The 26,645-nt window shown below is 45.4% G+C and carries 22 protein-coding genes and 5 tRNA genes; 26 read left to right on the forward strand and 1 reads right to left on the reverse strand.

Annotated elements, in window-relative coordinates:
• Positions 1–24 precede the first annotated feature (24 nt).
• The gene (locus AC06MN_RS01520) at positions 25–1,155 is read right to left on the reverse strand and encodes an AAA family ATPase (RefSeq protein WP_475670591.1); all 1,131 of its coding nucleotides are present in this window, start codon (positions 1,153–1,155) and stop codon (positions 25–27) included.
• Between the two features lie 330 nt (positions 1,156–1,485).
• Here AC06MN_RS01520 and AC06MN_RS01525 point away from each other — a divergent pair, with 330 nt between their 5' ends.
• The 26 genes from AC06MN_RS01525 to rpoB all read left to right on the forward strand — a co-directional run bounded on the left by AC06MN_RS01525 (position 1,486) and on the right by rpoB (position 26,633).
• Positions 1,486–3,642, forward strand: a complete 2,157-nt coding sequence (locus tag AC06MN_RS01525) for a hypothetical protein (protein ID WP_475670592.1) — start codon at positions 1,486–1,488, stop codon at positions 3,640–3,642.
• Positions 3,643–3,668: 26 nt separating this feature from the next.
• On the forward strand, positions 3,669–4,955 hold the full coding sequence (locus AC06MN_RS01530) for a M48 family metallopeptidase (protein WP_475670593.1): 1,287 nt from the start codon (positions 3,669–3,671) through the stop codon (positions 4,953–4,955).
• Between the two features lie 128 nt (positions 4,956–5,083).
• Positions 5,084–5,890, forward strand: a complete 807-nt coding sequence (locus AC06MN_RS01535) for a zinc ribbon domain-containing protein (protein WP_475670594.1) — start codon at positions 5,084–5,086, stop codon at positions 5,888–5,890.
• Between the two features lie 3 nt (positions 5,891–5,893).
• Positions 5,894–8,464 carry a protein kinase domain-containing protein gene (locus AC06MN_RS01540; RefSeq protein WP_475670595.1) on the forward strand — a complete coding sequence of 857 codons (2,571 nt, stop codon included), beginning with the start codon at positions 5,894–5,896 and terminating at the stop codon, positions 8,462–8,464.
• Between the two features lie 165 nt (positions 8,465–8,629).
• Positions 8,630–9,919 (forward strand): ATP-binding protein, encoded by a 1,290-nt coding sequence (locus AC06MN_RS01545; protein WP_475670596.1) that lies wholly within the window; start codon positions 8,630–8,632, stop codon positions 9,917–9,919.
• 171 nt (positions 9,920–10,090) lie between these two features.
• Entirely contained in the window at positions 10,091–11,044 is a 954-nt protein-coding gene (locus AC06MN_RS01550; protein ID WP_475670597.1) for a WG repeat-containing protein, read from the forward strand.
• Positions 11,045–11,136: 92 nt separating this feature from the next.
• Positions 11,137–13,623 carry an AAA family ATPase gene (locus tag AC06MN_RS01555; protein ID WP_475670598.1) on the forward strand — a complete coding sequence of 829 codons (2,487 nt, stop codon included), beginning with the start codon at positions 11,137–11,139 and terminating at the stop codon, positions 13,621–13,623.
• Positions 13,623–14,117, forward strand: a complete 495-nt coding sequence (locus AC06MN_RS01560) for an FHA domain-containing protein (RefSeq protein ID WP_475670599.1) — start codon at positions 13,623–13,625, stop codon at positions 14,115–14,117. Before AC06MN_RS01555 ends, AC06MN_RS01560 begins: the two co-directional genes overlap by 1 nt.
• Complete coding sequence (locus tag AC06MN_RS01565; protein ID WP_475670600.1) at positions 14,114–14,866, forward strand: PP2C family protein-serine/threonine phosphatase; 753 nt, start codon at positions 14,114–14,116, stop codon at positions 14,864–14,866. The genes AC06MN_RS01560 and AC06MN_RS01565 overlap by 4 nt, the downstream gene beginning before the upstream one ends.
• A gap of 442 nt (positions 14,867–15,308) precedes the next feature.
• Positions 15,309–16,055 (forward strand): GDSL-type esterase/lipase family protein, encoded by a 747-nt coding sequence (locus tag AC06MN_RS01570; protein ID WP_475670601.1) that lies wholly within the window; start codon positions 15,309–15,311, stop codon positions 16,053–16,055.
• A gap of 178 nt (positions 16,056–16,233) precedes the next feature.
• The gene (gene rpsU / locus AC06MN_RS01575; RefSeq protein ID WP_475670602.1) at positions 16,234–16,431 is read left to right on the forward strand and encodes a 30S ribosomal protein S21; all 198 of its coding nucleotides are present in this window, start codon (positions 16,234–16,236) and stop codon (positions 16,429–16,431) included.
• An 88-nt stretch (positions 16,432–16,519) separates the two neighbouring features.
• Positions 16,520–17,395: a tyrosine-type recombinase/integrase gene (locus AC06MN_RS01580; RefSeq protein ID WP_475670603.1), complete on the forward strand. Its 876-nt coding sequence runs from the start codon at positions 16,520–16,522 to the stop codon at positions 17,393–17,395.
• Between the two features lie 20 nt (positions 17,396–17,415).
• Positions 17,416–17,712 (forward strand): ribosome hibernation-promoting factor, HPF/YfiA family, encoded by a 297-nt coding sequence (hpf, locus tag AC06MN_RS01585; RefSeq protein ID WP_475670604.1) that lies wholly within the window; start codon positions 17,416–17,418, stop codon positions 17,710–17,712.
• 161 nt (positions 17,713–17,873) lie between these two features.
• Positions 17,874–17,946: transfer RNA gene (locus AC06MN_RS01590), tRNA-Thr, on the forward strand.
• A gap of 13 nt (positions 17,947–17,959) precedes the next feature.
• Positions 17,960–18,041, forward strand: a tRNA-Tyr gene (locus tag AC06MN_RS01595).
• An 8-nt stretch (positions 18,042–18,049) separates the two neighbouring features.
• A tRNA-Gly gene (locus AC06MN_RS01600) sits at positions 18,050–18,122 on the forward strand.
• Positions 18,123–18,136: 14 nt separating this feature from the next.
• Positions 18,137–18,208, forward strand: a tRNA-Thr gene (locus tag AC06MN_RS01605).
• A 53-nt stretch (positions 18,209–18,261) separates the two neighbouring features.
• On the forward strand, positions 18,262–19,452 hold the full coding sequence (gene tuf, locus AC06MN_RS01610) for an elongation factor Tu (protein WP_475670605.1): 1,191 nt from the start codon (positions 18,262–18,264) through the stop codon (positions 19,450–19,452).
• Between the two features lie 51 nt (positions 19,453–19,503).
• Positions 19,504–19,576: transfer RNA gene (locus AC06MN_RS01615), tRNA-Trp, on the forward strand.
• 26 nt (positions 19,577–19,602) lie between these two features.
• Positions 19,603–19,791, forward strand: a complete 189-nt coding sequence (gene secE / locus AC06MN_RS01620) for a preprotein translocase subunit SecE (RefSeq protein ID WP_475670606.1) — start codon at positions 19,603–19,605, stop codon at positions 19,789–19,791.
• A 60-nt stretch (positions 19,792–19,851) separates the two neighbouring features.
• Positions 19,852–20,400 carry a transcription termination/antitermination protein NusG gene (nusG, locus tag AC06MN_RS01625; protein WP_475670607.1) on the forward strand — a complete coding sequence of 183 codons (549 nt, stop codon included), beginning with the start codon at positions 19,852–19,854 and terminating at the stop codon, positions 20,398–20,400.
• 52 nt (positions 20,401–20,452) lie between these two features.
• Positions 20,453–20,899, forward strand: a complete 447-nt coding sequence (gene rplK, locus AC06MN_RS01630) for a 50S ribosomal protein L11 (protein WP_475670608.1) — start codon at positions 20,453–20,455, stop codon at positions 20,897–20,899.
• A 39-nt stretch (positions 20,900–20,938) separates the two neighbouring features.
• Positions 20,939–21,634 (forward strand): 50S ribosomal protein L1, encoded by a 696-nt coding sequence (gene rplA / locus AC06MN_RS01635; protein ID WP_475670609.1) that lies wholly within the window; start codon positions 20,939–20,941, stop codon positions 21,632–21,634.
• 21 nt (positions 21,635–21,655) lie between these two features.
• A complete protein-coding gene (rplJ, locus tag AC06MN_RS01640) occupies positions 21,656–22,180 on the forward strand; it encodes a 50S ribosomal protein L10 (RefSeq protein WP_475670610.1) in 525 nt (174 codons plus the stop codon).
• A 72-nt stretch (positions 22,181–22,252) separates the two neighbouring features.
• Positions 22,253–22,630 carry a 50S ribosomal protein L7/L12 gene (gene rplL / locus AC06MN_RS01645; protein WP_475670611.1) on the forward strand — a complete coding sequence of 126 codons (378 nt, stop codon included), beginning with the start codon at positions 22,253–22,255 and terminating at the stop codon, positions 22,628–22,630.
• 154 nt (positions 22,631–22,784) lie between these two features.
• Complete coding sequence (gene rpoB / locus AC06MN_RS01650; protein ID WP_475670612.1) at positions 22,785–26,633, forward strand: DNA-directed RNA polymerase subunit beta; 3,849 nt, start codon at positions 22,785–22,787, stop codon at positions 26,631–26,633.
• The last annotated feature ends 12 nt before the right edge of the window (positions 26,634–26,645 follow it).

Below are 26,645 nucleotides of genomic sequence, written 5' to 3' on the forward strand. Positions count from 1 at the left end.
CCTCACCCTTAAAATAGTGGAGGCTTATGGCTTCTGCTGCTTCAGCCAATAGGTAAATATCGGGTCTTGCAATTCTATGCTATGACCAGGAATGATGTCGATTAAGTCGCGCTGTAGCATGGCGTTGCGCAGATTCTTTATGTTTGCGGATGAACCTAAATCGTATTTTTCCAAGGTCTCTTTTGCTGAAAAGTTTTTTACACCATCGGCTATGGCATGCAGAAAGTTTATCTGTTTCGGCGTTAAGGAATCAATCAGGTTGCAGAACAATAAGTTCAGTTGGTTGACAATGCTTTCGTGTGCTATGTTGACAATTTCTTCCGTGCAATCACTTTGGGTATGAAGCCAGGCTTGTTGCGCCAGTTGCTGCACATAGTAGGGGTGCGCCTCCACCTTGTCGACTATCAGTGCTGCAAGTCCGTCGCTGATGTGTTTACCTGTTTTCTCGAATCTTGTGGTGATGAAAGGTATCCAAGCCTTTTTGGCTATTTTTTCAAGGAACATGATTTCGCCGAACTTGTAAAACGGCATTTCGTAATTGCCGAAAATATCCAATAGCATGTGGCGTTTGCTGCCGTAGAGGCAATAACCTACGCTGTTGTGGTGCTGCCAGTGGGCGCGCAATTTGCGTTGAAACCCTATCGGGTCGGCGTAATCGTTCACGTTTTGGAATTCGTCGATGCAGATGATGAACCTTTTCCCTCTTTCGGCAGCGATGCGTTGCGGCAAATCCAGAATTTCGTCTTGCGAGTAATCCTTGTCCTTAAATCCAATGCCTAATCCAACTTCGTAACTTTGCGAGTCGTCGGAAAGCGTGATTTTGGGACCGAAGGAACCTAAGTACTTTTTAATCACAGTGGTGAATTCCTCGAATTTGTTCGTTGAGGCTTTCAGTATTGCGTTGATGTAGGTCCTGAAAAACTGTTCTTCGGTGCGGCAGTTGAAAATATCTAACTGTGCTACATAGTATCTCTTGTCTTGCTTGATTTCGTTGGCTACTTTGTTGACCAATGAGGTTTTTCCCCATCTTCTGGGCGAAATGATGATGATGTTATTCAGACCTTTAAGGTTTTCCGTAAGGCTCTTGCTTTCTTGCTCTCTATCGGTGAAGAATTCGTCTTTTGCTGATTTTCCGTAAACAAATGGTAAGTCCATGGCGTTTTTTTTGTAATTTTACTGCAAATGTAATAACTTTATTTCAAATAATCTTATTTCAAATCATTTTATTTCAAATAAAACTATTTCAAATGATTTAATTTCATCGGCCAATATTGCAGAAAATTCTGTAGGTTTCTGTTGTATTATATTGATTGCAAATCACTTGACAAAATCGCTTTGGGAAAATAAAAATCAACAAACAAGTGGAAACAAAGAAATAAATGCTAACTTTGCGGTGTTATTTGGCTTTGCACCTAAAGGGCCTCGGTGCTGAGTCAAATGGCACTAGAGAAAAATAGTATTTTGAGGTCCCTTAATATAGTCATTATGCCACTCTTCAACCCGACAAAACGAGCCCAGTTGGCTCATGTCTCAAATCTCATCAGCATGGCGTGCCTCGATGGTCAGCTTACGCAAAATGAGCATGATTATATTCTTCTGGTAGCCAAGGAATTTGGCCTTACGCAAGCCGAACTTGACCAATGCTTTAAAGACAGCGACAATCTCATTATCGAGATTCCGAAGTCTGATGACGACAAGGTGGATTACATGAAGAACCTCGTTTCCATGATGTTTTCCGATGGCGTCATCGATAAGCAGAAAAGGAGTCTTGCCGAGCATATTTGCGAAAAATTCGGCTATGATGGCAAGCAGGCTGTCGATATCATCTATGACGACCTCATGAAGGAGATTCGGGAAAGCGAACCCGAAGGCACGGCTGATAATGGCGAAATGACGGAAGAAGAGTTCCGCAAGGAACTGAACATCCGCCTCAATAAAGCAGCCCAATGCCTTATGGATAACGATATGTCGGGTGCTTTCGACCAGTTGTTCTATGCGGCGTTGGCTGATGAAACGGCTCGCCGTCTCTTCTTGCGTATCGTTCGCGGCGTGTATCCTATGTACATGCTCACCGACAAGCAAGTCGCCGAGATGAAGAAACTCTCCGATGAGGGCTATGCCATTGCGAAATATGCCTTGGGCCGCTATCACCAGCTGGTTCAGCCCGATGAAGACTCGATGAAGCGAGCCTACGACCTTTTCGTTGCCGCTGCCGACAAAGGCATCGGTGACGCTATCTTTGCCTTGTCCTTGTTTTACCGCGATGGCCGCGTAAAGCAAGCCAATAATCAAAAACATGTCAGTCTCCTTGGGCAAGTCGATAATCAGACATACCTCAAGCTCCGCGAAGATGCCATCGAAAAGGGCAGCGTTAAGGCGTTCTATCAGAAGGCAAAGGACATCATGTATGGCTTGAATGACTACGAGGCTGACCCGAAATATATACTCGACTTTGTTTCCAATATTCTGAAAGATGTCACGGGCGATGACGAAAAGGATATCTTTGAAATTGAACCTGAATATTACGATTTGTTGGGCCGTGCCTATCAGGAAGTGGGCAACATTGAAAAGGCTGAAGATGCCTATATTCAAGCAATCAGTTTCGGTTTCTACGAATCGATAAGCAGTCTCATCCTGATGATGTGCTATGACGAGAATGGCAATTTGACCGAGAAAGAAATGTTCGACAAATATGTCGAAATTGGCATCCAGCATAACGATGCTTTCTGTTATACCTTGCGAGGCGACATTACCAAGAATGAATATGACAAGCTCAGCAAGAGAGAACAAATTAGGAAGACGGAACAAATCAAGGCCGATCTGGAGAAAGGCTACCAATTGGGCGACAACATAGCGCCATGGATAATGGGTAAAAACTATTATTTCGGCAACTTCGGGTTCGAGGAAAACGACGAAGAGGCCTGGGATTGGTTCAACCTTGGAGCCGCGTACTTCAGTTCAAACTGCTACAGCATGATGGCCACGATGATTGATGAAGGCCATTGTCCTGTCGAAGTCCCCGAAAGTTTCCGACCCTTCTGCCTGCTTTGCGCCTATCGCAATGGCGACGACAGCCGTTTGGAAGATGTCATTGAAGCTTATCAGAATGGACAACTCGATGATTTCAAGGAGGAGATCGAGAAATACTATCTGCCTTTGTATGAGAATATTGCACCGGCAGAAGAAGATGAGGAACAAACCGATGGCGGCCTCATTGACGAAGGTATTCCGCTTATTGCCATTGTCCATACCGATGCCACTGCCGACATCATCGAGTTTGATGTCGATAATTGGAGCGAAATGGCTGATTTCATTAGTGCTGACCGACTTCACGCCTTGCGCGTGCAGCCACTCTTCGAGATCGGGCATAAGGCCGGATATGAGGAAAAGGTGACGGGCTGGACCGACAAAAACGGTCAGCAGAAACGGCTGCCGATTAACAGCGTCGGGCAAAAAATTTCTCGCGAACCTATTGCCGGCGACATCATCCTGACGCTTGAAGACGACGACCACAACCCGATGAGTTTCTACGATATCAACGCCTTGCGCCGCGTGCTGGAAGCCTTGGGCGCCACCATCGCAAACATTTGTCTCGATGACGATAACTACGACGACGATGGCAGATTTGATGCATGGAGCTAAACATTGCCAACTAATAATATTCCGTTATGAACGCAGCAGAATACAAAGCCCGGATGCAGCAGAAGAAACAGAACCTGCTGTTGCCTGAAATACCACGCTACCGACAACTCACCGAACAGCTTTACCAAGCGCTTCAGGGCGATGTGGTTTACGATCTTATGAAACGCATCGGTGCCGACAAGATGGATGACCGCCACTTGCGCATCAAAATGGAAGGCGAAAGCCTGAAGGTGAGCGAAAGCGTCACGCCGCATCTTTACAAACTGCTTGAAGGCGTGAAGGAAGCGCTGAATTTCGTGCATCCCGTCGATTTCTTTGTCGTCAGCAGTTCCTCACTCAATGCGGGTGCCTATTGCTATACCTCCATCGACCCTGATAGCCCTTACATCGTGCAAATCAATTCGGCCTTGATTGATGTGATGAGCGAAAAGGAACTCTGCTCGGTGGTGGGTCACGAACTGGGCCATCTTGCCGACGAAAACATGTTCCTGAAAGACATCATCAGTTTCGTTTTTCCGCCCGATCCGCAAACTGGAATGCCTAACCTGCCCTTGCCTTTGCGCTATAAGTTTTTCCTGTGGAAGCAGATGAGCGAACTCTTCGCCGACCGCTACGGTTATCTTGCCGTAAAGGACCTTGAGGCCTGCATTTCATCAGAATTCAAGCTAAAATCAGGACTGAAACTGGACAAGATGGAAGTCAATATTCCAGCGTTCATCGAGGAAAACAGAAACATTTTGGGACACTACATCAACGGTAAGGGCTTGAGCCTTAACGATGGTTACACGCATCCGGTCAGCCCAATCCGCATTGAGGCCCTCAACTTGTTTGCCAATGCGCGTACTGAAAAGGAACTCAACGATGGAATGAATGTGCTCATCGATGCCATAGCGCGACTCAACACCGAGGAAATTGAGGACTACATGGTGTATTTCATGGCTTCGGCGGGTCTCATCATGGCCAATGCCGACGGACAGGTCACGCAGGAAGAAATCGAGCACATACTGCTCTCCATGTCGAGCTATTACATGTTCCCGATGTCGATTTTGGAACAAGTCAGTCAAGGCGACTGCTGCAAGATTTTCAACGAGAGCGTGCAAAGAATCCTGGACATCAATCCTGACATGAAAGCCGACTTGTTCAGTTATATCGTTAACCTGACGGTGACCGACCACAAGTTCGACCAGAAGGAACTCGACCTCATGTTCCAAATCGGGCACCAGCAGTTTGGCTTCAGCGATGAAGTGATATTTAGTTTCCTCACTGCTGGCATCCGCCAAAACTTCATTCCATCCATCAGTTCTATTAGCTAAACTTTGGTGATGGTTGATTTGAACTCTTCGGCTCATAGACGGCCTTTTTTTGAGGCCGTCATTCCCGCGCAGGCGGGAATCTCATCGTGTGTAAGAGAATTATTATACTTTTGAACCTTTTTCTGATTATGGACAACAAGAGAACGCAAATACGCACGCAGCAGCAAGTCCAGCCTAAGACTAAAGCTGAACAACATCCTTCCGACCTTCGAAAATGCCCGCATTGCGGTGCCAAAATCGACAAGACGGCTGAATTTTGTCCACATTGCGGAAAGAAACTCGTTGATTATTGCACTTTTTGTGGTGCACCAATGGAATCTGGCGAAAGCGTGTGTGAGGAATGTGGTATGCCCGCCAGCGGCGTAAAATGTCCTAATTGCGGCACTTTGAATGTACGTTCCTATTGCCGCCATTGCAACACAGCCCTCACCAAGGCAGCCCAACGTGCCATCGAAAAGGCCAAGCAAGACCCGAAAGTGCAACAGGTGGCGGCACTCATCGACCGTGCTGTCGAACTGGAATCCTTGCTCGAAAAGCAACAAGTTCAGGTCACCGAAGCAGAACAGAGTTTACTGGAACTCCTTGGCCAGCAAGCCGAGACATTCGATGCAGAGCAAGTCAAGGCGGAATATCAGCAAGTTGTCAAAGACATCAACCAGCTTTTTGACGAAATGCTACCTCCCGCTGGCAGCACACCGCAAGAGCAATACAACTATTATTCGGCACGCAAGGTCGCCATCGAAACTACTCGCAAGGTACATATCCATACCGAAGAAAAAGTCAGGACAGGCTGGGTGTGCAACTATTGCGGCTGTTTCCACAATCAGCCCAGCGAATGCTGCGAACCATGGCGCGGCGGAACCTGGCAGTACGAAACCATCATTGTTGACAAGGATGTGGTGGAAACCACTAAGGAATATAAATATGAGGACTAAATTATGTCAGACCTTTCCGAACGATTGAAAAGCGCAAAGAAGCAGCCTCCGCAAGGAACGGCAACGGCTCCACAAGATACCGCTACAGTTCCACAAGGTACCGCAACAGCACCTCAAGGAACGGCTACGGCTCCACAAGGCACAGCAACGGCCCCGCAAGGTGACACTTTGCACTGTGGATCGCAAGCTGACATCATTGTAAGAGATGATGGCAAAGTGCTGAAAATCTATAAGGAAGGCTACACTTTAAACGCATCCGTCCTTCCTTTGGTGAAGCAGTTGTGTGGCAAAGGCTACCTCATCGACCTCTACGATTTTGGCACCATGAACTACCAGGGCGAGCAGCGTTTCTTCGAACTGATGCAACATTGTCCGAAAGGGGCAGTGAGCGATTTCAACCTGAAAGGCAACAAGGACGCCATCATGAAAATCGCATTGAAGACGGCCATGGCGCTCGACCAATGTCATCGCTTGGGTTTCATTCACAAGGATGTGAAACCGGCCAACATATTGGTTAACAACGAATCGACTTGGGACTGTCTGCTTTGCGATTTCGGCATTGCCGATATTCTCGACCACGGCAAGGTGCAGACTTTGCAGAGCCGGACTCCCATATATGCCGCGCCCGAAGTCTATGACCCTGCCAGCACGGTCATCATCGACAACAAGACCTACTGCAACCTGACCCCCGCCGCCGATTTCTACTCATTGGGCATGACCATTCTCAGCCTTTGGTATGGCGAATCGGCTTTCCGCGCCAAGGAAACGCTGATGGCCATGCAAAAAGCCCACGATGGCATCGTAGTGCCTACCGACATGCCCGAACCCCTGTTTACCATCACGCGTGGACTGCTGACCCGAGATCCGGCCCATCGTTGGGGCTTGAAACAGATTCAGGATTTCGTCAAAGGAAAGAAAGTTGAGATTTACGACGAGACCAAGGCTAAAGGTCTCAATATCATATATAACAGCAGCAAAAACCAGATTGCGCACACTCCCGAAGAACTGGCTGCTTTCATGGTTGAAGATGCCGATCTGGCTAAGAAATTCCTTTACAGCGGCAAAATCAGCAAGTGGCTTGAGTATTGCCCTGAATTGCAAGTCGAAATCGAAAAGATTGTCGAAGAGGACTATCCCGACGACGAAACCATGGGCTTTTTGGCTGCCGTCCACACGCTGAATCCTTTCTGCGACCTTAACCTTTGCTGCGATGTCAAGCATCCCGACTATGCCATGACCGGTGAAGCCATCGGGCGCTTGCTCAACAAGGTGTATTATCTCTATTTCACGAAGAACAACGCCGATGACGACGCGCTTTTGAGCGATTTCGACGGGGCGAAAGCTGAAAAGATTTATGGTCCTGAGTTGGCTTACAACATCGTTTGGAGTTTCCAGAATGGTGGCGATGCCGACTATCTGCCTTGGTTTTTCGACCACAAGGGAAATCGTTTTGCGAAACAGCGCAAATGGTTCGGTTACTGCGTTACTCCTTCAAAAGACGATGAGAAAAAAGCCGGTCCGAAAGACAGAAACTATAAGGACCAGGTGGCGATAATGAAAGCCATCGTCGGCTATGGCGCAATGCCCGAATATCGTCTTTCGCGCACAGGCCAAGTGCTGAAAAATCTCGATGATTTCCTGAAGGCTCCAAAAAAGGAACTGAAATACGATTTGCAGAACGACAAGGGTTTGCGCGGCTGGCTCGCGGTGCAATATCAAGAAAACCCCAATGCCGACTTTAAACCGAAATATGCCTACGAGAAACTTTTGGAGCAATACGTTCAAGCCTTGGGTGTGGCCGATACCGACAACGAAAATTTCGAGAGGTTCATCGAAGCACGTACAGAAGCTCAATCTGTTTCGGACAATGCCAAAGGCAAAATCAAGCGCAACTGGGCGCGTAGCGTCATCCAAAAGGTGCTGGCCGTGGCTTTGGCTTTTATTCCGGCAATATATTTATTCATTAAAATCATAATCAGTCTTTATGCCAATCCAACTGTCGATACAAGTTCGATTCAGATTAATAGTTGGTTTTTTATTGTGTTAGGCATTGTTACAATCATAGTTTCTTATAAGCTTTTTGACAGTCTTGGCTGTTTCGTTCCTCTCGTCATTGGTGTAGCGACTTCAATAATCATCTTGCTGTTGATTAAGTTTTTAGGTCAGTATATTGTCTGGATTTATGGTTTGGTCGTCTTGGCAGCCATTGTGTTTTTCAGCATCAAGACGCTTTTTGATTTCAGTCCGTTTGTGCGAGACGCAAAGTCCGTAGCGAATCCTGGTTTTGAGGAACTTACGCTTGAACCTTTGTACTTCGCTTTCAACGACGAGAAACATTTTGATTCCTCGCTCAATGGTGTCGTTGATGGCAAATCGATAGAATATTGGAAACTCGACTTGCAAGACCGATGGAAGTGGGTCGGCATTTTCATTGGCGTCGTGTTGATATTAGGCGCTATGAGTCTTTTACTGCCCAATGACACACCGAAAATAAAAGGTGAGACCGAGACGACCATCGTTAATGATTCCATCATGGTTAATGATTCAATAAATGTTGATTCAGCCGTTCAGTGAGTTTGCAAAAATTGCATTTTCGTGCAGTTTAGACGATGAAAAATTGCATTTTTGTGCAGTTTGGAAGGTAAAAATTTGCATTTTTGTGCAGTTTAACTATGATTTGTTTGTGTAATACCATGATTTTTATGTACTTTTGCACTCACATTTAAGATGGTTTACACTATGATTAAGAACTTGCAACGTATTTTGGAATCGCAGCGCGAAGAATTGAAGGATTTGGATGTGACGGCTTTGTGTTTTCGTAATGAAGAGGCAGAAGTCAATTTGGACAGCAATCTTGCCCAAGTGGTTATTGGCGTTAGGCGAAGCGGCAAGTCAACGCTCTGCCAGAAAGTGTTGATTGAAAGCAAGTTGCTGTTTGCATACGTCAACTTCGATGACGAAAGGTTGGCAAAGGCAAAAACGGACGATTTGGACGATGTGTTGCAGACGTTGTATTGTGTCTATGGCTCATTTACTCATCTGTTGTTGGACGAGGTGCAAAACGTGAAGGATTGGCCGTTATTCGTCAATCGGTTGCTACGTCAGCACATTCACCTTATAATGACTGGCAGTAACGCCAACCTGCTCAGCAGCGAACTTGCTACACACCTTACCGGACGTTACCACCAGATTGAACTATTTCCGTTTTCATTTATGGAGTATTGCCGCATGAAAGGTGTGGATTTGAAATCAGGGAGCGTGAAAGGATTGGGACTTCGGCAAAATGCGCTTAATCAATATATTATGGATGGCGGTTTTCCCGAACTGCTTACCTTACCCGATGTGGATAAGCATGACTATGTGCAATCACTCATCAAGGCAATTGTCGAAAAAGACATTTGCAAGCGATACAAAGTCCGTTATCCGCATACAATAGCAGAATTGGCCAACAAAATGCTGGATTGGTTTTGTCAGGAGAAATCGTATAGCGACATTGCTGAGGAGCAGGACATACGTTCGGTACACACGGTCAAGAATTACATTGACTATCTGAAAAATGCATATCTGTTAGCCATAATGCCGCTTTTCTCTCTCAAAAGCAGTGAACGCAATGGTATGCGCAAGACATACGCCATCGACCCTGCCTTTATTAATGAGCATGAGAATGTTTTGCTCACGGAAAGTTATGGGCTTAGATTAGAAAATGTAGTGGCCATTGAATTGCTTCGTCGTCTGCATCAAGACTATCAACAAGTATATTATTTGCGTAAGACTCGCGAGTATGAGTGTGATTTTGTGGTGGTTGAGCGGTCGCATGTGCAACAACTCATTCAGGTGACGTATGATTTTGCAGAGCCGTCCGCAAAACTATATAAACGTGAAATCGGTGGATTGCTGAAAGCATCGGCCTATACCCATTGTGATAACATGACGCTGATAGTGATGTATGGCGAAACGGGGCAAATCGTTGAAGACGGGAAAATCATCCATGTGATAAGTGCAGCTGATTGGCTGTGCGGGAAGGAGTAAGTTTTGAAGAGTCAAGAAATTGAAGATGGTCTCCAATAACATACATCACTTTTACTTGTGGAAATGTTTTTTATTTCATTTTGTTCGTTGGATTTGAGATATTTTCTGCATAAGATGTATGGAATGTTTTTTTTGATATTTTTGCCACAATGAAATCTAAAATTTGATAATATGATAAAAAATGTATTGCAATTGTTACTATTGACATGTGGAGTATTCTTCTTTGTGGCATGTGATGAAAAGAAGGTTGAGTTTAACATAAATGAAGATTCTGAGAAATCTGATCATTGTTTTGCTCTTGTGAAGATTGGTGATTTGGATAATTGTAAATGGGGATATGTTGATAAGTTTGGTAAATTTGTTATTAAACCGCAGTTTGATTTTGCTTATGGTTTTAACGAAGGTTATGCAGCCGTGTACGTTGACGGTAGATGGGGTTTTATCGATCAGAATGGACAGTATATTATTAATCCACAGTTTAGTTATGCATTTTGGTTTTCTGATGGTTTGGCCGCTGTTGAACAAGATGGTAAGTTTGGGTTTATTGATCAAAATGGACAATTTGTGATTAACTCGCAATTTGATTTTGCATATCCTTTTTCTGAAGGTTTGGCTGCTGTGAATATTGGTGATAAATGGGGCTTTATCGACAAATCTTGTCAATACATTATAAATCCACAGTTTGAAGATGCAAGGTTTTTTGATGATGGTTTGGCTCCTGTAAAGATGGATGGGAAATGGGGATATATTGATAAAAAAGGACAAATTCTTATAAATCCCCAGTTTGAATTAGCATCGAAGTTTAGTGAGGGTTTGGCAACTGTTATGTTATGCAACAGATATGGATATATTGACAATACGGGGCAATATGTTATTAACCCTCAGTTTGATAATGCAAGTGGTTTTACTGAAGGCTTATCTGCTGTTGAAATTGACGGAAAATATGGATTTATAGATAAAAGCGGCCAATTCATTATTAGACCCCAATATTATTATGCAGGTAATTTTTCCGATGGCTTAGCTGTTGTGAAAATTGGAGAAAAATATGGCTATATTGATAAGAGCGGAAAAGTTGTTATTAGCCCACAGTTTGATGAAGCGTTGGGGTTTTCTAAAATTGAATGATTATTTATTGTTTCGATTGGCCAGAATTGATTATAAATTATCATTATCTGTGATTTTTTACCCTAAAAATTTGAATATTAAGGCGTTTTAAAATGAAAACATGTGAACACTGCCATAAGCAAAACCGTAACGAGGCTAAGTTCTGCAAACACTGCGGAACGGCTTTTCAGACATCTGTAAATCAGATGAATCAGGAGTTTTATGCCAAGGATGAACTGTTTGCTGAAATCGAGAAATATAGGGATAGGGCGAAAGTCGCAGCCCAACTCAGGAAGAATGGTGCCAATGTGCATATACAGATGGATGCCGTCATTTTGGGCAAGGCCGGAACGGGGAAGCGTTTCATGGTCAATAAACTTTTCGAAATCTTGCTCAAGGCGGGCATGGTGAGCCAGCCGAAGCCTAAAGTCGTTGATGCTGCCGATTTCAAGATTTGGATGGACAAGTTCGATGAGCATCTTGACGAAGTCAAGGAGGGTGTTTTGGTGCTGACCAATGTGCAGAAACTTCTGCCTAATGGCGATGCCAACGATGTGAACGACCTCGACCGCTTGTTTTCGCGTATGCGCAACAATGCCAGCAAGATGCCTTTCGTTTTCATGACCGGTTTGAGTCGTGGCTTGGAGGAGTTCCTTTCCAGCAATCCCGATGCGGCTTCCTTGTTCGAGTTCCGTTTCGCCCTGAAGCCTTTCGACGAAAAGGCCTTGATGCAAATCTGCGCCCTTTCGTTGAAGGAAAAATACAAGTTGATTTTATCGCCCGAAGCGGCCAAAAAGCTGCAATCGCATTTCGAATGGCTTTTGCGCAAGGGCGAAGGCACCGAAAGCAATGGCCATTTGGCCGATGCCAAGGCTGAAGAATTGGCGATAAGCGCCTTGAGCAGAGGAAGTCAACAAATTGATGAGCAAGATATTAAAGGTGAAATATTCGTTCCGCGTACCGAAGTCGAGATTTGGAAGGAACTTGATGATTTCATCGGCTTGCAAAGTGTGAAAGACGAGATTCATAAAATCATTGACAATATTATGGAAACCCAACGCGAAAACGGTCCCGATGCCAAGTTGTGCATCAGCGACCACTATGTGTTTTCGGGCAATCCCGGAACGGGAAAGACGACCATCGCACGCATCTTTGCCGACATTCTCGGTGCCTTGGGCGTTCTTCCAAAAGGTCAGTATGTCGAAGTGGCGGGCAAGGACTTGATTTCCGATGTTGTGGGTGGCACTGAACGCAATATTCAGGAAGCCGTTGACCGCGCCATGGGCGGCGTGCTTTTCATCGACGAAGCCTACGGCCTCAACGACGGACAGTTTGGCAAGGCTGGAATTGACAAGCTGGTGCCGATTTTGGAAAACAGGAAAGGTGAGTTCGTGTGTATTGCAGCTGGTTATCGTGATGAGATGAAGGAATTCCTGAAAATGAATCCGGGTCTGCCTTCGCGTTTCAAGAAACAGATTGCCTTCCCCGATTATAACGCCACCGAGTTGGAACTGATATTCAGAAGCATGGCTCAAAAGCGCGGCTTTACTTTCAGCAACGAGGCCGACGAGAAGATGCACATCGAATTTGAAAATATGTATAACCGTCGCAGCGAGACCTTTGGCAACGCCCGCGACGTGCGTAATTTCCTTGATGCCGCCATCGAAAGACGCGGTGTCAGATTGCGCACGATGAACGATGCTGAGGTTGCACAGGAAGGCAAATTATTGACCTACGACGATATTGCGGGTGAAAGCGCGCGCAATTCATTTGACATAAAAGAGGTGATGAAAGAGCTTGATGCCTTGGTGGGTTTGGAAAATGTCAAGGAAAGTCTGAACGACCTGGCCGTCACCATTCGGCGCGAACAGCAGTTGGCGCAACGCAAGAACCGTACACCTAAAATCACCTTGAGCCATTACCTGTTTTTGGGCAATCCGGGTACGGGCAAGACCACCGTGGCACGACTGATGGGCAAGATTCTCTGCTCGTTGGGCGTCATCCCGACTGCCGATGTCTATGAAGTGACCCGCGACGACCTTGTGTCGCACTTTGTGGGCGAAACGGCATTGAAAACCAAGGAAGTGGTGATGAAAGCCATGGGCGGCGTGCTCTTTATTGACGAAGCTTATTCGCTTTGCTCTGGCGGTGCTGGTGATTATGGTCCCGAGTGCATCAACACCTTGGTGCCGCTGCTCGAAAACCACAAAGGCAAGTTCGTTTGCATTGCCGCTGGTTACACGCGCGAAATGAACCAGTTCCTTGACCAGAACTCAGGCCTCAAATCGCGTTTTGACGAAACCATTATCTTTGAAGATTACGATGTTGATGACTTGGAAAAGATTTTCGTTTCGATGGCCACAAAGAAGGAATACATCATCGCTGAGGATGCCGCAGCTGCCATTCGCGATTTGTTTGTGCGGGTCTATGCCTCGCGCGACAGGAATTTCGGCAATGGCCGAACCGTGCGCAAAGCCTTGGACAAGGCCATCAAGAACCTCTCGAAACGCACGGCTTTCGACGACACGCTCGACGACGATGCCCTGATGACCTTCACTGCTGCTGATATCAATAACATTAAAATAGAGGAGATAATGTGATGAAGTGTCCGTTTTGCAAAGCAATCATTGACGATGATAGCCGCTACTGCGACCAATGCGGCAAAGAACTGCATTTTTGCCCCGAATGCGGTCAGCCGAAAAGGGGAACGGAATGCCCAGCTTGCGGTGCCGATTTGATTTCGGCTGAAGCATTTTTCAATACTGGCGGGACTGAACCTAAGCCTGAACCAAAAGAACAGCAAACTGCAAATCCGACACATGAAATGACCATGGTGGGCGATGGCTTTAACTTGAAACTCAAGGAAGGCATCTTTGGCCGAACCCAAGGCATTTATCCCGAGTTTGGCAGTTCCATCTATATTTCCGGCATTCACGGCGAACTGCGTTTCCATGACGGGCAATGGCAAATCCGCGATTTAGGTAGTCGCAACGGCACTTTCGTCAACGGCATAAGGCTTGCGCCTAACGTCTGGACGAATATAAATATTGGCGATCAACTGAAAATTGCAACCACACGTCTTTCCGTAAAATGACGAAGTTAGAGATTGAAGCCATCAGCGGCAAAGGCTTAAAGCGCGACAACAACGAAGACATGATTTCGGTGAGCGGAGTCATGTTGCGCAACGACAGTTTAACCTTGCCAGTCGAATTTGACGACGACTCCTGTTTTTACCTTCTCCTTGCCGATGGCATGGGTGGCCACGAACATGGCGAACGCGCTAGTCAAATGCTGCTCGAACATCTCAAAGATTTCTTTACCGTAAATGATTTCAACGAAAAGGATTTTGAGAAGGAGATTTGTGATAGCGTTTTGGCATTCAGTCGTTTCATGAACAATCAAGCTTCGGAGGAAGGACAGATTCGTCCGATGGGTTGCACGCTGACAGGTGTGGTGTGGCTGAAAGGCAAGATATATGTACTGAATGCAGGCGACAGCCGCACCTACCGTTTTCGCAACGGCACTTTGAGGCAACTCACCATCGACGAAACGGAACGCGGCCTTTCGGGAAATCCTGACGACAGCAAACTGTTGGTCAATTGCATCGGGGGCGGTTGTGTGGGAACCTTAACCCTAATTGACATCACTGGGCGTCTTCGCGTTGGCGACCAAATGCTTATCTGTTCCGATGGCCTCACTGACATGGCCACTGACGAAGAAATAGAATCCGTTTTATCGCAAAGCCAGCAATGCGCCACTGACCTTTATGACCTCGCTTGTCGCAATGGCGGTGCTGATAACATCAGCGTGATTTGCGCAAAGATTGCTGGAGTAATGGACTGATAGTTCCCAATAAATCTATTTCAAATGATTCTGTTCATCGGCCAATATTGTGCCTTTTTTTCATAAATCTTTTGTTTCACTGATTTTTCCCTATATTTGCACGGACAAATAGAAAAATAGAATTTGTAAGTTTATTTATCGAGAAAAAGAAAGTATCATAACATATTATTAACCAAGCATTAACTATTATTTCGCGTTCAAAGAAAAAAGTCCGGAAAACGATTTTCTAACGAATCGGAAATAGTGTTCACGGTAAGCCGAAAAAGGCAGTCCCTATAATCCTTGAAATGTTAATGCTCATACCGTTCTGGTGTGAGCTTTATCTATAAGGATTGGCGGGTTTCTTTCCGGACTTCCCGTGAACGCGAGTAGAAAAGCCACACCTTTTCTATGTCCATTCGGGAATCGATTGATAGTGATGCGCAAAACTATCAATTGTCAAATGAAAGAAAAGGTAAAAAGTGTAAAAAGATTAAACACTATTTTAATTTTATCTTTAGTGTTTAATGTGGTATTGTTTGCTGGCATTATGTATGTTGGCGTTGTGAAGACGAGTTTTTTTAAACGTCAATGTGCCCGAATCGGTCTTTGTGAAATGTCTCCGCAAGAATCAGGAAACTATTGGTGCATCAAAGGATGGACCAACACAATAAAAAAACTGAATCTTGACATTGATGTCGTGTTTTTTGGAAATTCGATTACTTGTGGCGGTCAATTTCAGGATTATTTTCCAGATGTAAAAACATGTAATTTGGGTTGTCCTGGTGATGAGTTGGAAGGAATGCTCCTACGGGTGGAACAAATAAAAACATTGCAGCCGAAGAAACTATTTGTCATGGCTGGAATTAATGGGCTATATTTGAAAACGGATAAGGTTTTTGAAGAGAAGTATCAAAGGCTTGTTGATTCAATTCGGGAATCGGTTCCAGAAACTGAAGTCTATCTTCAGAGTATTCTTCCTATTTGTAAGACGAAGAGAAGTTCTGCAAAATTGGACAATGAAAAGATAAAAAGAAGCAATGAAATTATTCGTGAAATTGCAGAGCGCTCGAATTGTGTATATGTTGACCTGTTTTCTTTGTATGAAGAGAATGGTCAAATGCCTGAAAGATTATCAAGAGATGGTGTGCATCTTTTCCCTGAAGCATATAGTATTTGGGCGGATGCGATTCGTCAATATGTTGAGTGAAATCAATTGCCTTTCTGAAAAGTCCACACATCTTTGCTTCAAGTGTAACCGCAGGAAATCGGATAAATAAGTGCAAGTATTTCAACTTTTTTCTTGTTTGCATTTGAAAAAGTTGTACTTTTGCACCCTCAAAATTAAGTATTTATTATTAACCATTAAAAGAAGGAAGTGTTTTAAAATGATTATTGTTCCTGTAAAAGAAGGCGAAAGCATCGACAGAGCTTTGAAGCGCTACAAGAGAAAGTATGAAAAGACCGGCGTCGTGAAAGAATTGCGCGAACGTCAAAAATTCACCAAGCCATCAGTGCTGAAGCGTGCTGCTCACATGAAGGCTGTCTATGTGCAGAAACTCCGTGACGCTGAAGAGAATATCTGATTCTCCCCTCATAGGAAAATAATTTTTTTAGGGAAAACTTCGTTGTATAAGCATTTTTTGCTTACTTTTACAACGAAGTTTTTTTTTTATGCTCATCGACCAATTTGCAACATATATCGAAGCCGAAAAACGCTATTCTCCGCTGACTGTCAAGGCCTACCGCCGTGATTTGGAGGAGTTTTCGGATTATCTTGCAAAGACTTACGAAACCAGCGATTTGCTTCAGGTTACTGCCGTCATGGTGAAATCGTTCATGGCTTTGCTCAAGGAAAATGGTCTGGCAAACAAAAGCATAGATAGGAAAATCTCGACTTTGCGGTCGTTTTACAAGTATTGCCTTCGCGAAGATCTCATCCGCGTCAGCCCGATGATGAAAGTGAAGTCTCTGAAATTGCCAAAATCTTTGGTGAAGTTTGTGCCCGAATCGGATATGGAAAAGATTTCGTTTGGCGATGCTGACGATTTTCAAACAAAACGCGACGAACTCTTGTTTGAGTTATTGTACCAGACTGGTATGCGTCAGGCCGAAATGCGCGGTTTGCGTGATGCCGATGTCGACAAGGCGGAAATGAAAGTCAAAATCGTTGGCAAACGCAATAAAACGCGTTTTGTTCCGTTAAGTCATAAAATGCTCGGCATGATTGACCACTACAGGCAGTTGCGCGATGCGGCGTTTCCCGAACATGACGATCGTCTGCTCGTGAACGACAAGGGGAAGGAGATGACACCCTACTATATATATAATAAGGTGCATCAGATGCTGGAGGGCGTGACCACCTTGAAGCAGAAAAGTCCGCACGTCTTGCGCCACACTTTTGCGACGCACTTGCTCGACGAGGGAGCCGACTTGCGTGCCATTCAGGAACTGCTGGGCCATGCCGACCTGTCATCAACGCAGATATATGCACACACAACGATAGAACAACTTAAGAAAATTCATAAACAAGCTCATCCGAAAGGATGATTAAAAGAAAGGAGTTTATTATGAACGTAACGATTAATTCAGTTCACTTCAAGGCTGATCAAAAACTTGAAGACTTCATCACAAAGAAAGTGGAGAAGGTTTGCGAAAAATATGCCGAGGTTATTGGCGCTGAAGTCAACCTGAAATTAGACAACAACGACACGCCGGAAAACAAGATTGCCGACATCCGCATCGTCTTGAAGGGTGATGACCTGTTCGCAAGCAAGCAGTCAAAGACCTTTGAAGAGTCAGTTGACACCGCAGTCGACGCTCTGAAGAAGCAATTGGAGAAATATAAGGGTAAAATCGCAAAGTGATAATGCGTTGATTTATAGTCTTATAAACTTTAAATTCAATTTTTTTTGAAAAAAATCTCCAAAATTGATTGTGGATTCAAGAAAAGTGAGTATTTTTGCGCACTCTTTCAGCAATGAGGGGGTGCGCTTTTAAGAAGCAAAACAATGTTCTTTCACATGATGCCGGTATAACTCAGTTGGTAGAGTAGCTGATTTGTAATCAGCCTGTCGGCGGTTCGAGTCCGTCTACCGGCTCAGTTAAAAAAGCGGGGGAGTCGCATAGTGGCAATTGCAACAGACTGTAAATCTGTCCTCGGATGAGTTCGGTGGTTCGAGTCCACCTTCCCCCACAAGTCAAGCGGAAGTAGCTCATTTGGCAGAGCGAAAGCCTTCCAAGCTTTAGGTGGCGGGTTCGAGCCCCGTCTTCCGCTCAGATGAATGACAAGCCGATGTAGCTCAGCGGTAGAGCACTTCCTTGGTAAGGAAGGGGTCGGGAGTTCAATTCTCCCCATCGGCTCGATTTTTCGTGTAAGAATTATAAAGTATAACCTTAAGTAAATAAATAGAACAATGGCAAAAGAAAAATTCGAAAGAACTAAACCGCACGTCAACATTGGTACTATCGGCCACGTTGACCACGGCAAGACCACTTTGACAGCTGCTATCACATTGCACCTTGCAAAGAAGGGTCTGTCAGAAGTCAAGTCATTTGACTCAATCGACTCAGCTCCAGAAGAAAAGGAAAGAGGTATCACCATCAATACAGCTCACGTTGAGTACCAGACTGAAAATCGTCACTATGCTCACGTTGACTGCCCTGGTCACGCTGACTATGTTAAGAACATGGTTACCGGTGCTGCTCAGATGGACGGTGCTATCATCGTTGTCGCTGCTACCGACGGTCCTATGCCACAAACCCGTGAGCACATCCTGCTCGCTCGTCAGGTCGGTGTGCCTCGTCTGGTTGTGTTCCTGAACAAGTGCGACCTTGTTGATGATGAAGAATTGCTCGAATTGGTCGAAATGGAAATTCGTGACCTCCTTGCTAAGTACGAATTCGATGCTGACAATACTCCTATCATCCGTGGCTCAGCTCTGGGTGCTCTGAATGATGACCCAGCATGGTCTGGTAAGATCGACGAATTGATGGAAGCTTGCGATACCTGGATTCCAGAACCACAGCGCGCCGTTGATAAACCATTCCTGATGCCTATCGAAGACGTGTTCTCAATCACAGGTCGTGGTACCGTTGCTACTGGCCGTATCGAAACTGGTGTCATCCACGTTGGTGATCCTGTTGATATCCTCGGTATGGGTGCTGAAAAGCTGAAATCAGTTGTTACCGGTGTTGAAATGTTCCGTAAGATTTTGGACGAAGGTGAAGCTGGCGATAATGCTGGTCTGCTGCTCCGCGGTATCGACAAGGACGAAATCCGTCGTGGTATGGTTATCGCAAAGCCAGGTTCAGTGAAGCCTTACAGCCACTTCAAGGGTCAGGTTTACGTTCTGTCAAAAGAAGAAGGTGGCCGTCACACCCCATTCCGTAACAAGTATCGTCCTCAGTTCTACTTCAGAACAACTGACGTTACCGGTGAAATCACCCTCCCAGAAGGAATGGAAATGGTTATGCCAGGTGACCACGTCACTATCGATGTTAAGCTGATTGCTGAAATCGCAATGGATAAAGGTCTGCGTTTCGCTATCCGTGAAGGTGGCCGTACCGTGGGTTCAGGTCAGGTTATCGAAATCATTGACGACTAATTTATAAATCAATAGCACAAGGGAGGTGACCAAACCTCACCTCCCTTTTAAACGGGCGTAGCTCAGTTGGTAGAGCATCGGTCTCCAAAACCGAGTGTCGAGAGTTCGAGCCTTTCCGCCCGTGCTTTTTTAATTAAGATTCAATACAAGATGAAATTCGTAAACTACATTAAGGAATGCTACACCGAGTTGAAGGACAAGGTTTCTTGGCCAACTTGGAAAGAATTACAAAGTAGCGTAATCGTTGTGTCCATTGCTTCCCTGATAATCGCTTTGGTGGTTTTCTTGATGGACTTCTCTTTTCAACACATTTTGGAAGCGTTCTATAGACTCTTCTGATTGGTGTATATTGAATCTTTAGTAAGCATTTATAGGCTAACAATCTAATTTGATTTGGAAATGAGTGGCAATAGTGAGAAAAAGTGGTATGTGGTGAAGGCCGTTACTGGTAAGGAGAAAAAGGTAAAGGAATACCTTGAATCCGAAATCAAGAGGCTGAATCTGCAGGATTCTATTTCCAGCATCCTTATTCCGATGGAGAAGGTCTATGAAGTACGTAACGGCAAAAAGGTTTCGAAAGAACGCACTTTTCTGCCAGGTTATGTGCTTGTTGAAGCTATCCTGACGGGTGAGGTTGTTCACGTCATCAAGGACGTGCCTAATGTCATCGGTTTTCTTGGCACAAAGGGCGAGCCGGATCCGCTCCGTCCTGCTGAAGTGAATCGTCTTCTTGGTAAGATGGATGAGTTTCAGGAGATGGGTGAAGGAAACGATTTGGAATTTGTCGTCGGCCAGTCGGTCATTGTCAACGATGGTCCTTTCAGCACTTTCTCTGGCATCATCGAGGAAGTTATTCCTGAGAAGAAGAAACTGAAGGTCGCCGTTAAGATTTTCGGACGCAAGACCCCACTGGAATTGAGTTATTTCCAAGTTAAGATGGAAAGCTAACCTGTATGTGAAGTAAGTGTTTCCTTATGACATTTTAATTAAGGATTAAAAAATGGCAAAAGAAGTAAGCGGATTAATTAAACTGCAAATTAAAGGAGGAGCCGCGAACCCTGCTCCACCCGTTGGCCCTGCATTAGGTTCCAAAGGTGTGAACATTATGGAGTTCTGCAAGCAGTTCAACGCACGTACACAGGATCAGGCTGGTAAGGTTTTGCCAGTCATTATTACTGTCTACAAGGACAAGTCTTTCGATTTCATCGTAAAGGCTTCTCCAGTGGCTGTGTCCATCCTCGAAGTTGGTAAAATCAAGGGTGGTTCCAAGGAACCTAACCGTTCAAAGGTCGGTTCATTGACTTGGGATCAAGTTCGTGAAATTGCTACCAACAAGATGAAGGATTTGAATTGCTTCACCATCGAATCAGCTATGTCGATGGTTGCTGGTACTGCCCGTAGTATGGGAGTCAAGGTTACAGGCGAATCACCTTTAAAGAAAGACTAAGTCTTTAATGCATTTGTAGAACAACAAAAAGTTAAGTAAATGGCAAAAGTATCTAAACAAAGGAAAGAAGCTTTAGCTAAGTTCGACAAAAGCAAGAGTTACTCCTTAAGTGAAGCGGTTAATATCGTAAAACAAATCACTTACACCAAATTTGATGCTTCAGTCGACCTGAACATCCGTCTGGGTGTCGACCCACGTAAGGCCAATCAAATGGTTCGTGGTTCCGTTACACTCCCTCACGGTACTGGTAAGGTTGTCCGCGTCTTGGTTCTTTGTAACCCTGACAAGGCTCAGGAAGCTATCGACGCTGGTGCCGATTACGTCGGCTTGGATGAATACATCCAGAAGATTAAGGAAGGTTGGACCGATATTGACGTAGTGATCACTACTCCTAACATCATGCCTAAAGTTGGTGCTCTTGGCCGTATCCTCGGTCCCCGTGGATTGATGCCAAACCCAAAGACTGGCACTGTTACGATGGATGTAGCAAAAGCTGTTCAAGAAGTTAAAGCCGGTAAGATCGACTTCAAGGTCGACAAGTATGGTATCATCAATGCCGGTGTCGCTAAGGTCAGTTTCTCTCCAGAACAAATCTTTGATAACGCCAAGGAATTGATCCAGACCGTTATCAAATTGAAACCAGCAGCTGCTAAAGGCACGTATGTGAAGAGCATATATGTTTCTAGCACCATGAGCCCGGGTGTGCAGATCGATTTAAAATCAGTAGCAATCTAAATTTGAAAGGAAGTTATTGAAATGAGAAAAGAAGATAAAAATATCGTTATCGACTCCATACTCAGCGAATTGCAAGCTTGTCCTAATTTCTACCTGACTGACGTTTCAGACCTTAACGCTGAAAAGACCAGCCAACTGAGAAGACAATGCTTCAATAGTGGCATTAAGATGTTGGTCGTAAAGAACGCTCTTCTGCATAAAGCAATGCTGAAGATGGAAGGCAAGGATTTCGACAGCCTTTATGACGTTCTTCATGGCTCAACAGCCGTCATGCTTTGCGAGACCGGCAACGCTCCCGCAAAATTGATAAAGAATTTCCGTAAGACCAGTGATCGTCCTATCCTGAAAGGCGCTTTCATCGAAGAATGCTGCTACATTGGCGACAACATGATTGACGCTTTGTGCAACGTTAAGTCGAAGAACGACCTTATCGCCGACGTCATCGCCCTGTTGCAGTCACCTATCAAGAATGTTATCGGTTCCTTGCAGTCAGGTGGTCAGAAACTGTGCGGTATTCTTGAAACATTATCAAACAAAGCAGAATAAAAAAATTGAATGTATCGACATTCGCAACAAATTAACAAGTAAATTATTAACAATTTAAAAAATAGAAGTAAAATGGCAGATCTTAAAGCTTTTGCTGAACAATTAGTGAATCTTAGCGTGAAGGAAGTAAACGAACTCGCTACCATTTTGAAAGAAGAATACGGTATTGAACCTGCAGCTGCTGCTGTTGCTGTTGCTGCTGCTCCTGCTGAAGGCGGTGCTGCCGCTGCAGAAGAAAAGACTTCTTTCGATGTCATCCTGAAGTCAGCCGGTGCTCAGAAACTGGCAGTCGTGAAGCTGGTGAAGGAACTCACAAGCCTCGGCCTGAAGGAAGCTAAGGAATTGGTCGACGGTGCTCCTAAGGCTATCAAGGAAGGTGTGAGCAAAGACGAAGCTAATGCACTCAAAGCTCAACTCGAAGAAGCTGGTGCAGAAGTTGAAGTTAAATAAGAAGGATTTATTTCCCGCAAGTTTTGTGGCATTCAACCTCAGTTCCAAACAGTTTTTTGGGACTGAGGTTTGTGCCTATTATTCGCTTTAAGCGATTGCGCCCCCTTATTTTCATACGTCTTTAACGTTTTTTCACCCTTAAATAACTCATACATTGGATACAAAATCAACTGAAAGAATTAGCTTCGCGTCCATTAAGAAGCCTTTTGAATATCCTGATTTTCTGGACATTCAACTTCAGTCTTTCAAGGAATTCTTCCAACTTGAAACCAACCCTGACAACAGAAAGAACGAGGGTCTTTACAAGGTGTTCAAGGAGAATTTCCCTATCACCGACGCAAGAAACAATTTTGAACTCGAGTTCCTCGATTACTATATTGATGCTCCGCGCTACAGCATTGCGGAATGCATCGAACGTGGCGTCACCTATAGCGTCCCGTTAAAAGCTAAATTACGGTTGTCGTGCAACGATGCTGATCAGCAGGACGATTTCAAACAGATTACCCAAGACGTTTATCTGGGAACCATCCCGTACATGACGCCTCGCGGTACGTTTGTCATCAATGGTGCTGAACGCGTCGTCGTATCTCAATTGCACCGTTCGCCTGGCGTGTTTTTCGGTCAAAGCCAGCATACCAACGGCACCATGTTGTATTCAGCCCGTATCATTCCTTTCAAGGGTTCTTGGATGGAATTTTCAACGGACATCAACAATGTGATGTACGCCTACATCGACCGTAAAAAGAAATTGCCTATCACCACTTTGTTGCGCGCCATCGGTTACGAAACCGATAAGGACATCCTTGATATTTTCAACCTTGCCGAAGAAGTCAAGGTGAGCAAGGCTGGATTAAAGCGCGTTTGTGGCCGTAAACTGGCCGCCAGAGTGCTTCATAGCTATTATGAAGATTTCGTAAACGAAGATACTGGTGAATGCGTATCCATTGAACGTAACGAAGTCATCATCGACCGTGATGTTGAGCTTCAAGAAGAACATATCCAGAAGATCGTCGATTCAGGCGTGAAGACCATTCTCCTGCACATTGACCAGTCGGCTGAAGAAAAGGTGTCCGACTATTCTGTGATTTTCAATACCTTACAAAAAGATACATGTAATTCTGCTCTCGAAGCAGTCGAATATATTTACCGCCAGTTGCGTAATGCCGAACCGCCCGATGAGGAAACAGCCCGTGATGTCATCAATAAGCTGTTCTTCTCAGATAAGCGTTATGACTTGGGCTTGGTCGGCCGTTACCGCATCAACCGTAAGCTGAATCTTGACATTCCTTTCGATACGAGAACGCTTACGCAGCAAGACATCATTGCCATCATCAAGTATTTGGTCGAGTTGCTGAGCAGCAAGGCCGATGTTGATGATATCGACCACTTGAGCAACCGTCGTATCCGTACCGTCGGCGAACAGCTTTCGGCTCAGTTTGGCGTCGGTTTGGCCCGTATGGCCCGCACCATTCGTGAAAGAATGAATGTGCGCGACAATGAAGTGTTTGCACCTACAGACCTTATTAATGCTAAAACCCTTTCATCGGTCATCAATTCGTTCTTTGGCACCAACCAACTGTCACAGTTCATGGATCAGACGAACCCGCTGTCAGAAGTCACCCACAAGCGTCGTATTTCCGCTTTGGGTCCTGGCGGTCTGTCGCGTGACCGTGCAGGTTTCGAAGTGCGTGACGTTCACTACACACACTATGGCCGTCTTTGCACCATTGAAACTCCTGAAGGTCCTAACATTGGCCTGATTTCATCACTTTGCGTGTTTGCAAAGATTAATGACCTCGGTTTCATCGAAACTCCTTATCGTGAAGTCGTTGATGGTAAGGTTGATTTCTCGAAGGATCCTGTTTATCTCACCGCCGAACTGGAAGAGGATAAGATTATCGCTCAGGCCACAACGCCGGTTGATGATGAAGGCAGATTCATCGACAAGGAAATCAAGGTGCGTTATATTGCCGATTATCCTATTGTTCCTCCAGAGGAAATCAATTTGATGGATGTCGGTCCTAACCAGATCGCTTCAATCGCTGCTTCCTTGATTCCATTCTTGGAGCACGACGATGCTAACCGTGCCTTGATGGGCTCCAACATGATGCGTCAGGCTGTGCCGTTGATGAATCCTGAAGCTCCTATCGTCGGTACCGGCATCGAACGCTATGTGGCCCGCGACTCCCGCGTGCTTACCATGGCTGAAGGCGATGGCGAAGTCGTTTTCGTCGATTCCACTAAGATTGTCGTCAGATATGACCGCACTGATGAACAGCGTCTGGTCAGCTTTGATGATGATGTGAAGACTTATATGCTTACCAAGTATTGCCGCACCAACCAAGGTACGAGCATCAATATCAAACCTATCGTCCGTAGAGGTCAGCGCGTCACTAAGGGTCAGATTATGACCGAAGGTTACGGCACTCAGAACGGCGACCTGGCATTGGGTCGCAACCTGAAGGTTGCCTTCATGCCTTGGAAGGGTTACAACTATGAGGATGCTATCGTGATTTCGGAACGTATCGTTAAGGAAGACCTCTTCACTTCGGTTCACGTTGAAGAGTTCTCGCTTGAAGTGCGTGACACGCGCCGTGGTCTTGAAGAATTGACCAACGATATTCCGAATGTCAGTGCAGAAGCCACTAAGGACTTGGACGACAACGGTTTGATTCGCGTTGGTGCCGAAGTTACCGAAGGCGACATCCTGATTGGTAAGATTACGCCTAAGGGCGAAACCGATCCTACACCGGAAGAAAAGCTCCTGAGAGCCATCTTCGGTGATAAGGCTGGCGATGTGAAGAACGCTTCGTTGAAGGCTGGTCCTTCGATGAAGGGTGTGGTCATTGGCAAACGTTTGTTCTCACGCTTGCAGAAAGACCGTAAGTCGCGCGCCAAGGATAAGGAAGATATGGCAAAAATCGATGCTCAGGCCGAAAGAGAGCTTGCTGCTCTGAAGAACGTCTTGGTCGACAAGCTGATGCAGATCCTCGGCAACCATACTTCATGTGGCGTTTATGAAAACTTCAAGTCGAATCCTTTAGTTGCCAAGAAGGTGAAATTCACGGCAAAGGGTTTGCTTGAAATTGATTTCCTCAATGTCAATCCTACGAAGTGGACTTCCGATGAAAAGACCAACGAACTCGTGTGTGCTACCATCGACAACTATATCGTGAAGCGTAAGGAAATCGAAGGTAAGTTCAACCGTGAAAAATATGCCGCCGGTGTCGGTGACGAATTGCCGAATGGCATCGTCCAAATGGCTAAGGTTTACGTTGCCAAGAAGCGCAAGCTGATGATTGGTGATAAGATGGCTGGTCGTCACGGTAACAAGGGTATCGTTTCGAAGATTGTGCGTGCCGAAGATATGCCGTTCCTGGCTGACGGTACTCCTGTCGATATCGTTCTGAACCCTCTGGGCGTGCCTTCACGTATGAACTTAGGTCAGATTTATGAAACCGTGCTCGGTTGGGCAGGTCATGAACTGGGCCTCAAGTTTGCTACACCTATTTTCGATGGTGCAACGCTTGACGAAATCAACGGTTATATGGAAAAGGCCGGTCTGCCAGCCAATGGCCGTATGCAGCTTTATGATGGTGAAACAGGTCAGCCTTTCGATCAGCCAGCAACAGTGGGTTACATCTACATGCTGAAACTGCACCACATGGTCGACGACAAGATGCATGCCCGTTCAATCGGTCCTTACTCACTGATTACGCAGCAGCCTTTGGGTGGTAAAGCTCAGTTCGGTGGTCAGCGATTCGGTGAAATGGAAGTCTGGGCATTGGAGGCATTCGGCGCCAGCAACGTGCTGCAAGAAATCCTTACCATTAAGTCAGATGACGTCAATGGTCGTGCCAAGGCTTACGAAGCTATCGTCAAGGGCGCTAACTTCGAGACACCTGGCATCCCTGAGTCATTCAACGTGTTGATTCACGAATTGCGTGGCTTGGGCCTCGAAATCACCTTCAAGGATAAGGATGGTAAAGTCCTGAATTGTTAAACTAACGTTTGA

It is taken from the genome of Candidatus Limimorpha sp. (assembly GCF_056203535.1).

Coding starts and splice junctions, on each gene's coding strand:
- AC06MN_RS01565 (WP_475670600.1), top strand. CDS start 14,114: ATGACGAAGTTAGAGATTGAAGCCATCAGCGGCAAAGGCTTAAAGCGC.
- rplA (WP_475670609.1), top strand. CDS start 20,939: ATGGCAAAAGTATCTAAACAAAGGAAAGAAGCTTTAGCTAAGTTCGAC.
- rplK (WP_475670608.1), top strand. CDS start 20,453: ATGGCAAAAGAAGTAAGCGGATTAATTAAACTGCAAATTAAAGGAGGA.
- rplJ (WP_475670610.1), top strand. CDS start 21,656: ATGAGAAAAGAAGATAAAAATATCGTTATCGACTCCATACTCAGCGAA.
- AC06MN_RS01535 (WP_475670594.1), top strand. CDS start 5,084: ATGGACAACAAGAGAACGCAAATACGCACGCAGCAGCAAGTCCAGCCT.
- AC06MN_RS01520 (WP_475670591.1), bottom strand. CDS start 1,155: ATGGACTTACCATTTGTTTACGGAAAATCAGCAAAAGACGAATTCTTC.
- AC06MN_RS01580 (WP_475670603.1), top strand. CDS start 16,520: ATGCTCATCGACCAATTTGCAACATATATCGAAGCCGAAAAACGCTAT.
- rplL (WP_475670611.1), top strand. CDS start 22,253: ATGGCAGATCTTAAAGCTTTTGCTGAACAATTAGTGAATCTTAGCGTG.
- AC06MN_RS01550 (WP_475670597.1), top strand. CDS start 10,091: ATGATAAAAAATGTATTGCAATTGTTACTATTGACATGTGGAGTATTC.
- AC06MN_RS01525 (WP_475670592.1), top strand. CDS start 1,486: ATGCCACTCTTCAACCCGACAAAACGAGCCCAGTTGGCTCATGTCTCA.
- tuf (WP_475670605.1), top strand. CDS start 18,262: ATGGCAAAAGAAAAATTCGAAAGAACTAAACCGCACGTCAACATTGGT.
- AC06MN_RS01540 (WP_475670595.1), top strand. CDS start 5,894: ATGTCAGACCTTTCCGAACGATTGAAAAGCGCAAAGAAGCAGCCTCCG.
- secE (WP_475670606.1), top strand. CDS start 19,603: ATGAAATTCGTAAACTACATTAAGGAATGCTACACCGAGTTGAAGGAC.
- nusG (WP_475670607.1), top strand. CDS start 19,852: ATGAGTGGCAATAGTGAGAAAAAGTGGTATGTGGTGAAGGCCGTTACT.
- AC06MN_RS01560 (WP_475670599.1), top strand. CDS start 13,623: ATGAAGTGTCCGTTTTGCAAAGCAATCATTGACGATGATAGCCGCTAC.
- hpf (WP_475670604.1), top strand. CDS start 17,416: ATGAACGTAACGATTAATTCAGTTCACTTCAAGGCTGATCAAAAACTT.
- AC06MN_RS01570 (WP_475670601.1), top strand. CDS start 15,309: ATGAAAGAAAAGGTAAAAAGTGTAAAAAGATTAAACACTATTTTAATT.
- rpsU (WP_475670602.1), top strand. CDS start 16,234: ATGATTATTGTTCCTGTAAAAGAAGGCGAAAGCATCGACAGAGCTTTG.
- AC06MN_RS01530 (WP_475670593.1), top strand. CDS start 3,669: ATGAACGCAGCAGAATACAAAGCCCGGATGCAGCAGAAGAAACAGAAC.
- AC06MN_RS01545 (WP_475670596.1), top strand. CDS start 8,630: ATGATTAAGAACTTGCAACGTATTTTGGAATCGCAGCGCGAAGAATTG.
- AC06MN_RS01555 (WP_475670598.1), top strand. CDS start 11,137: ATGAAAACATGTGAACACTGCCATAAGCAAAACCGTAACGAGGCTAAG.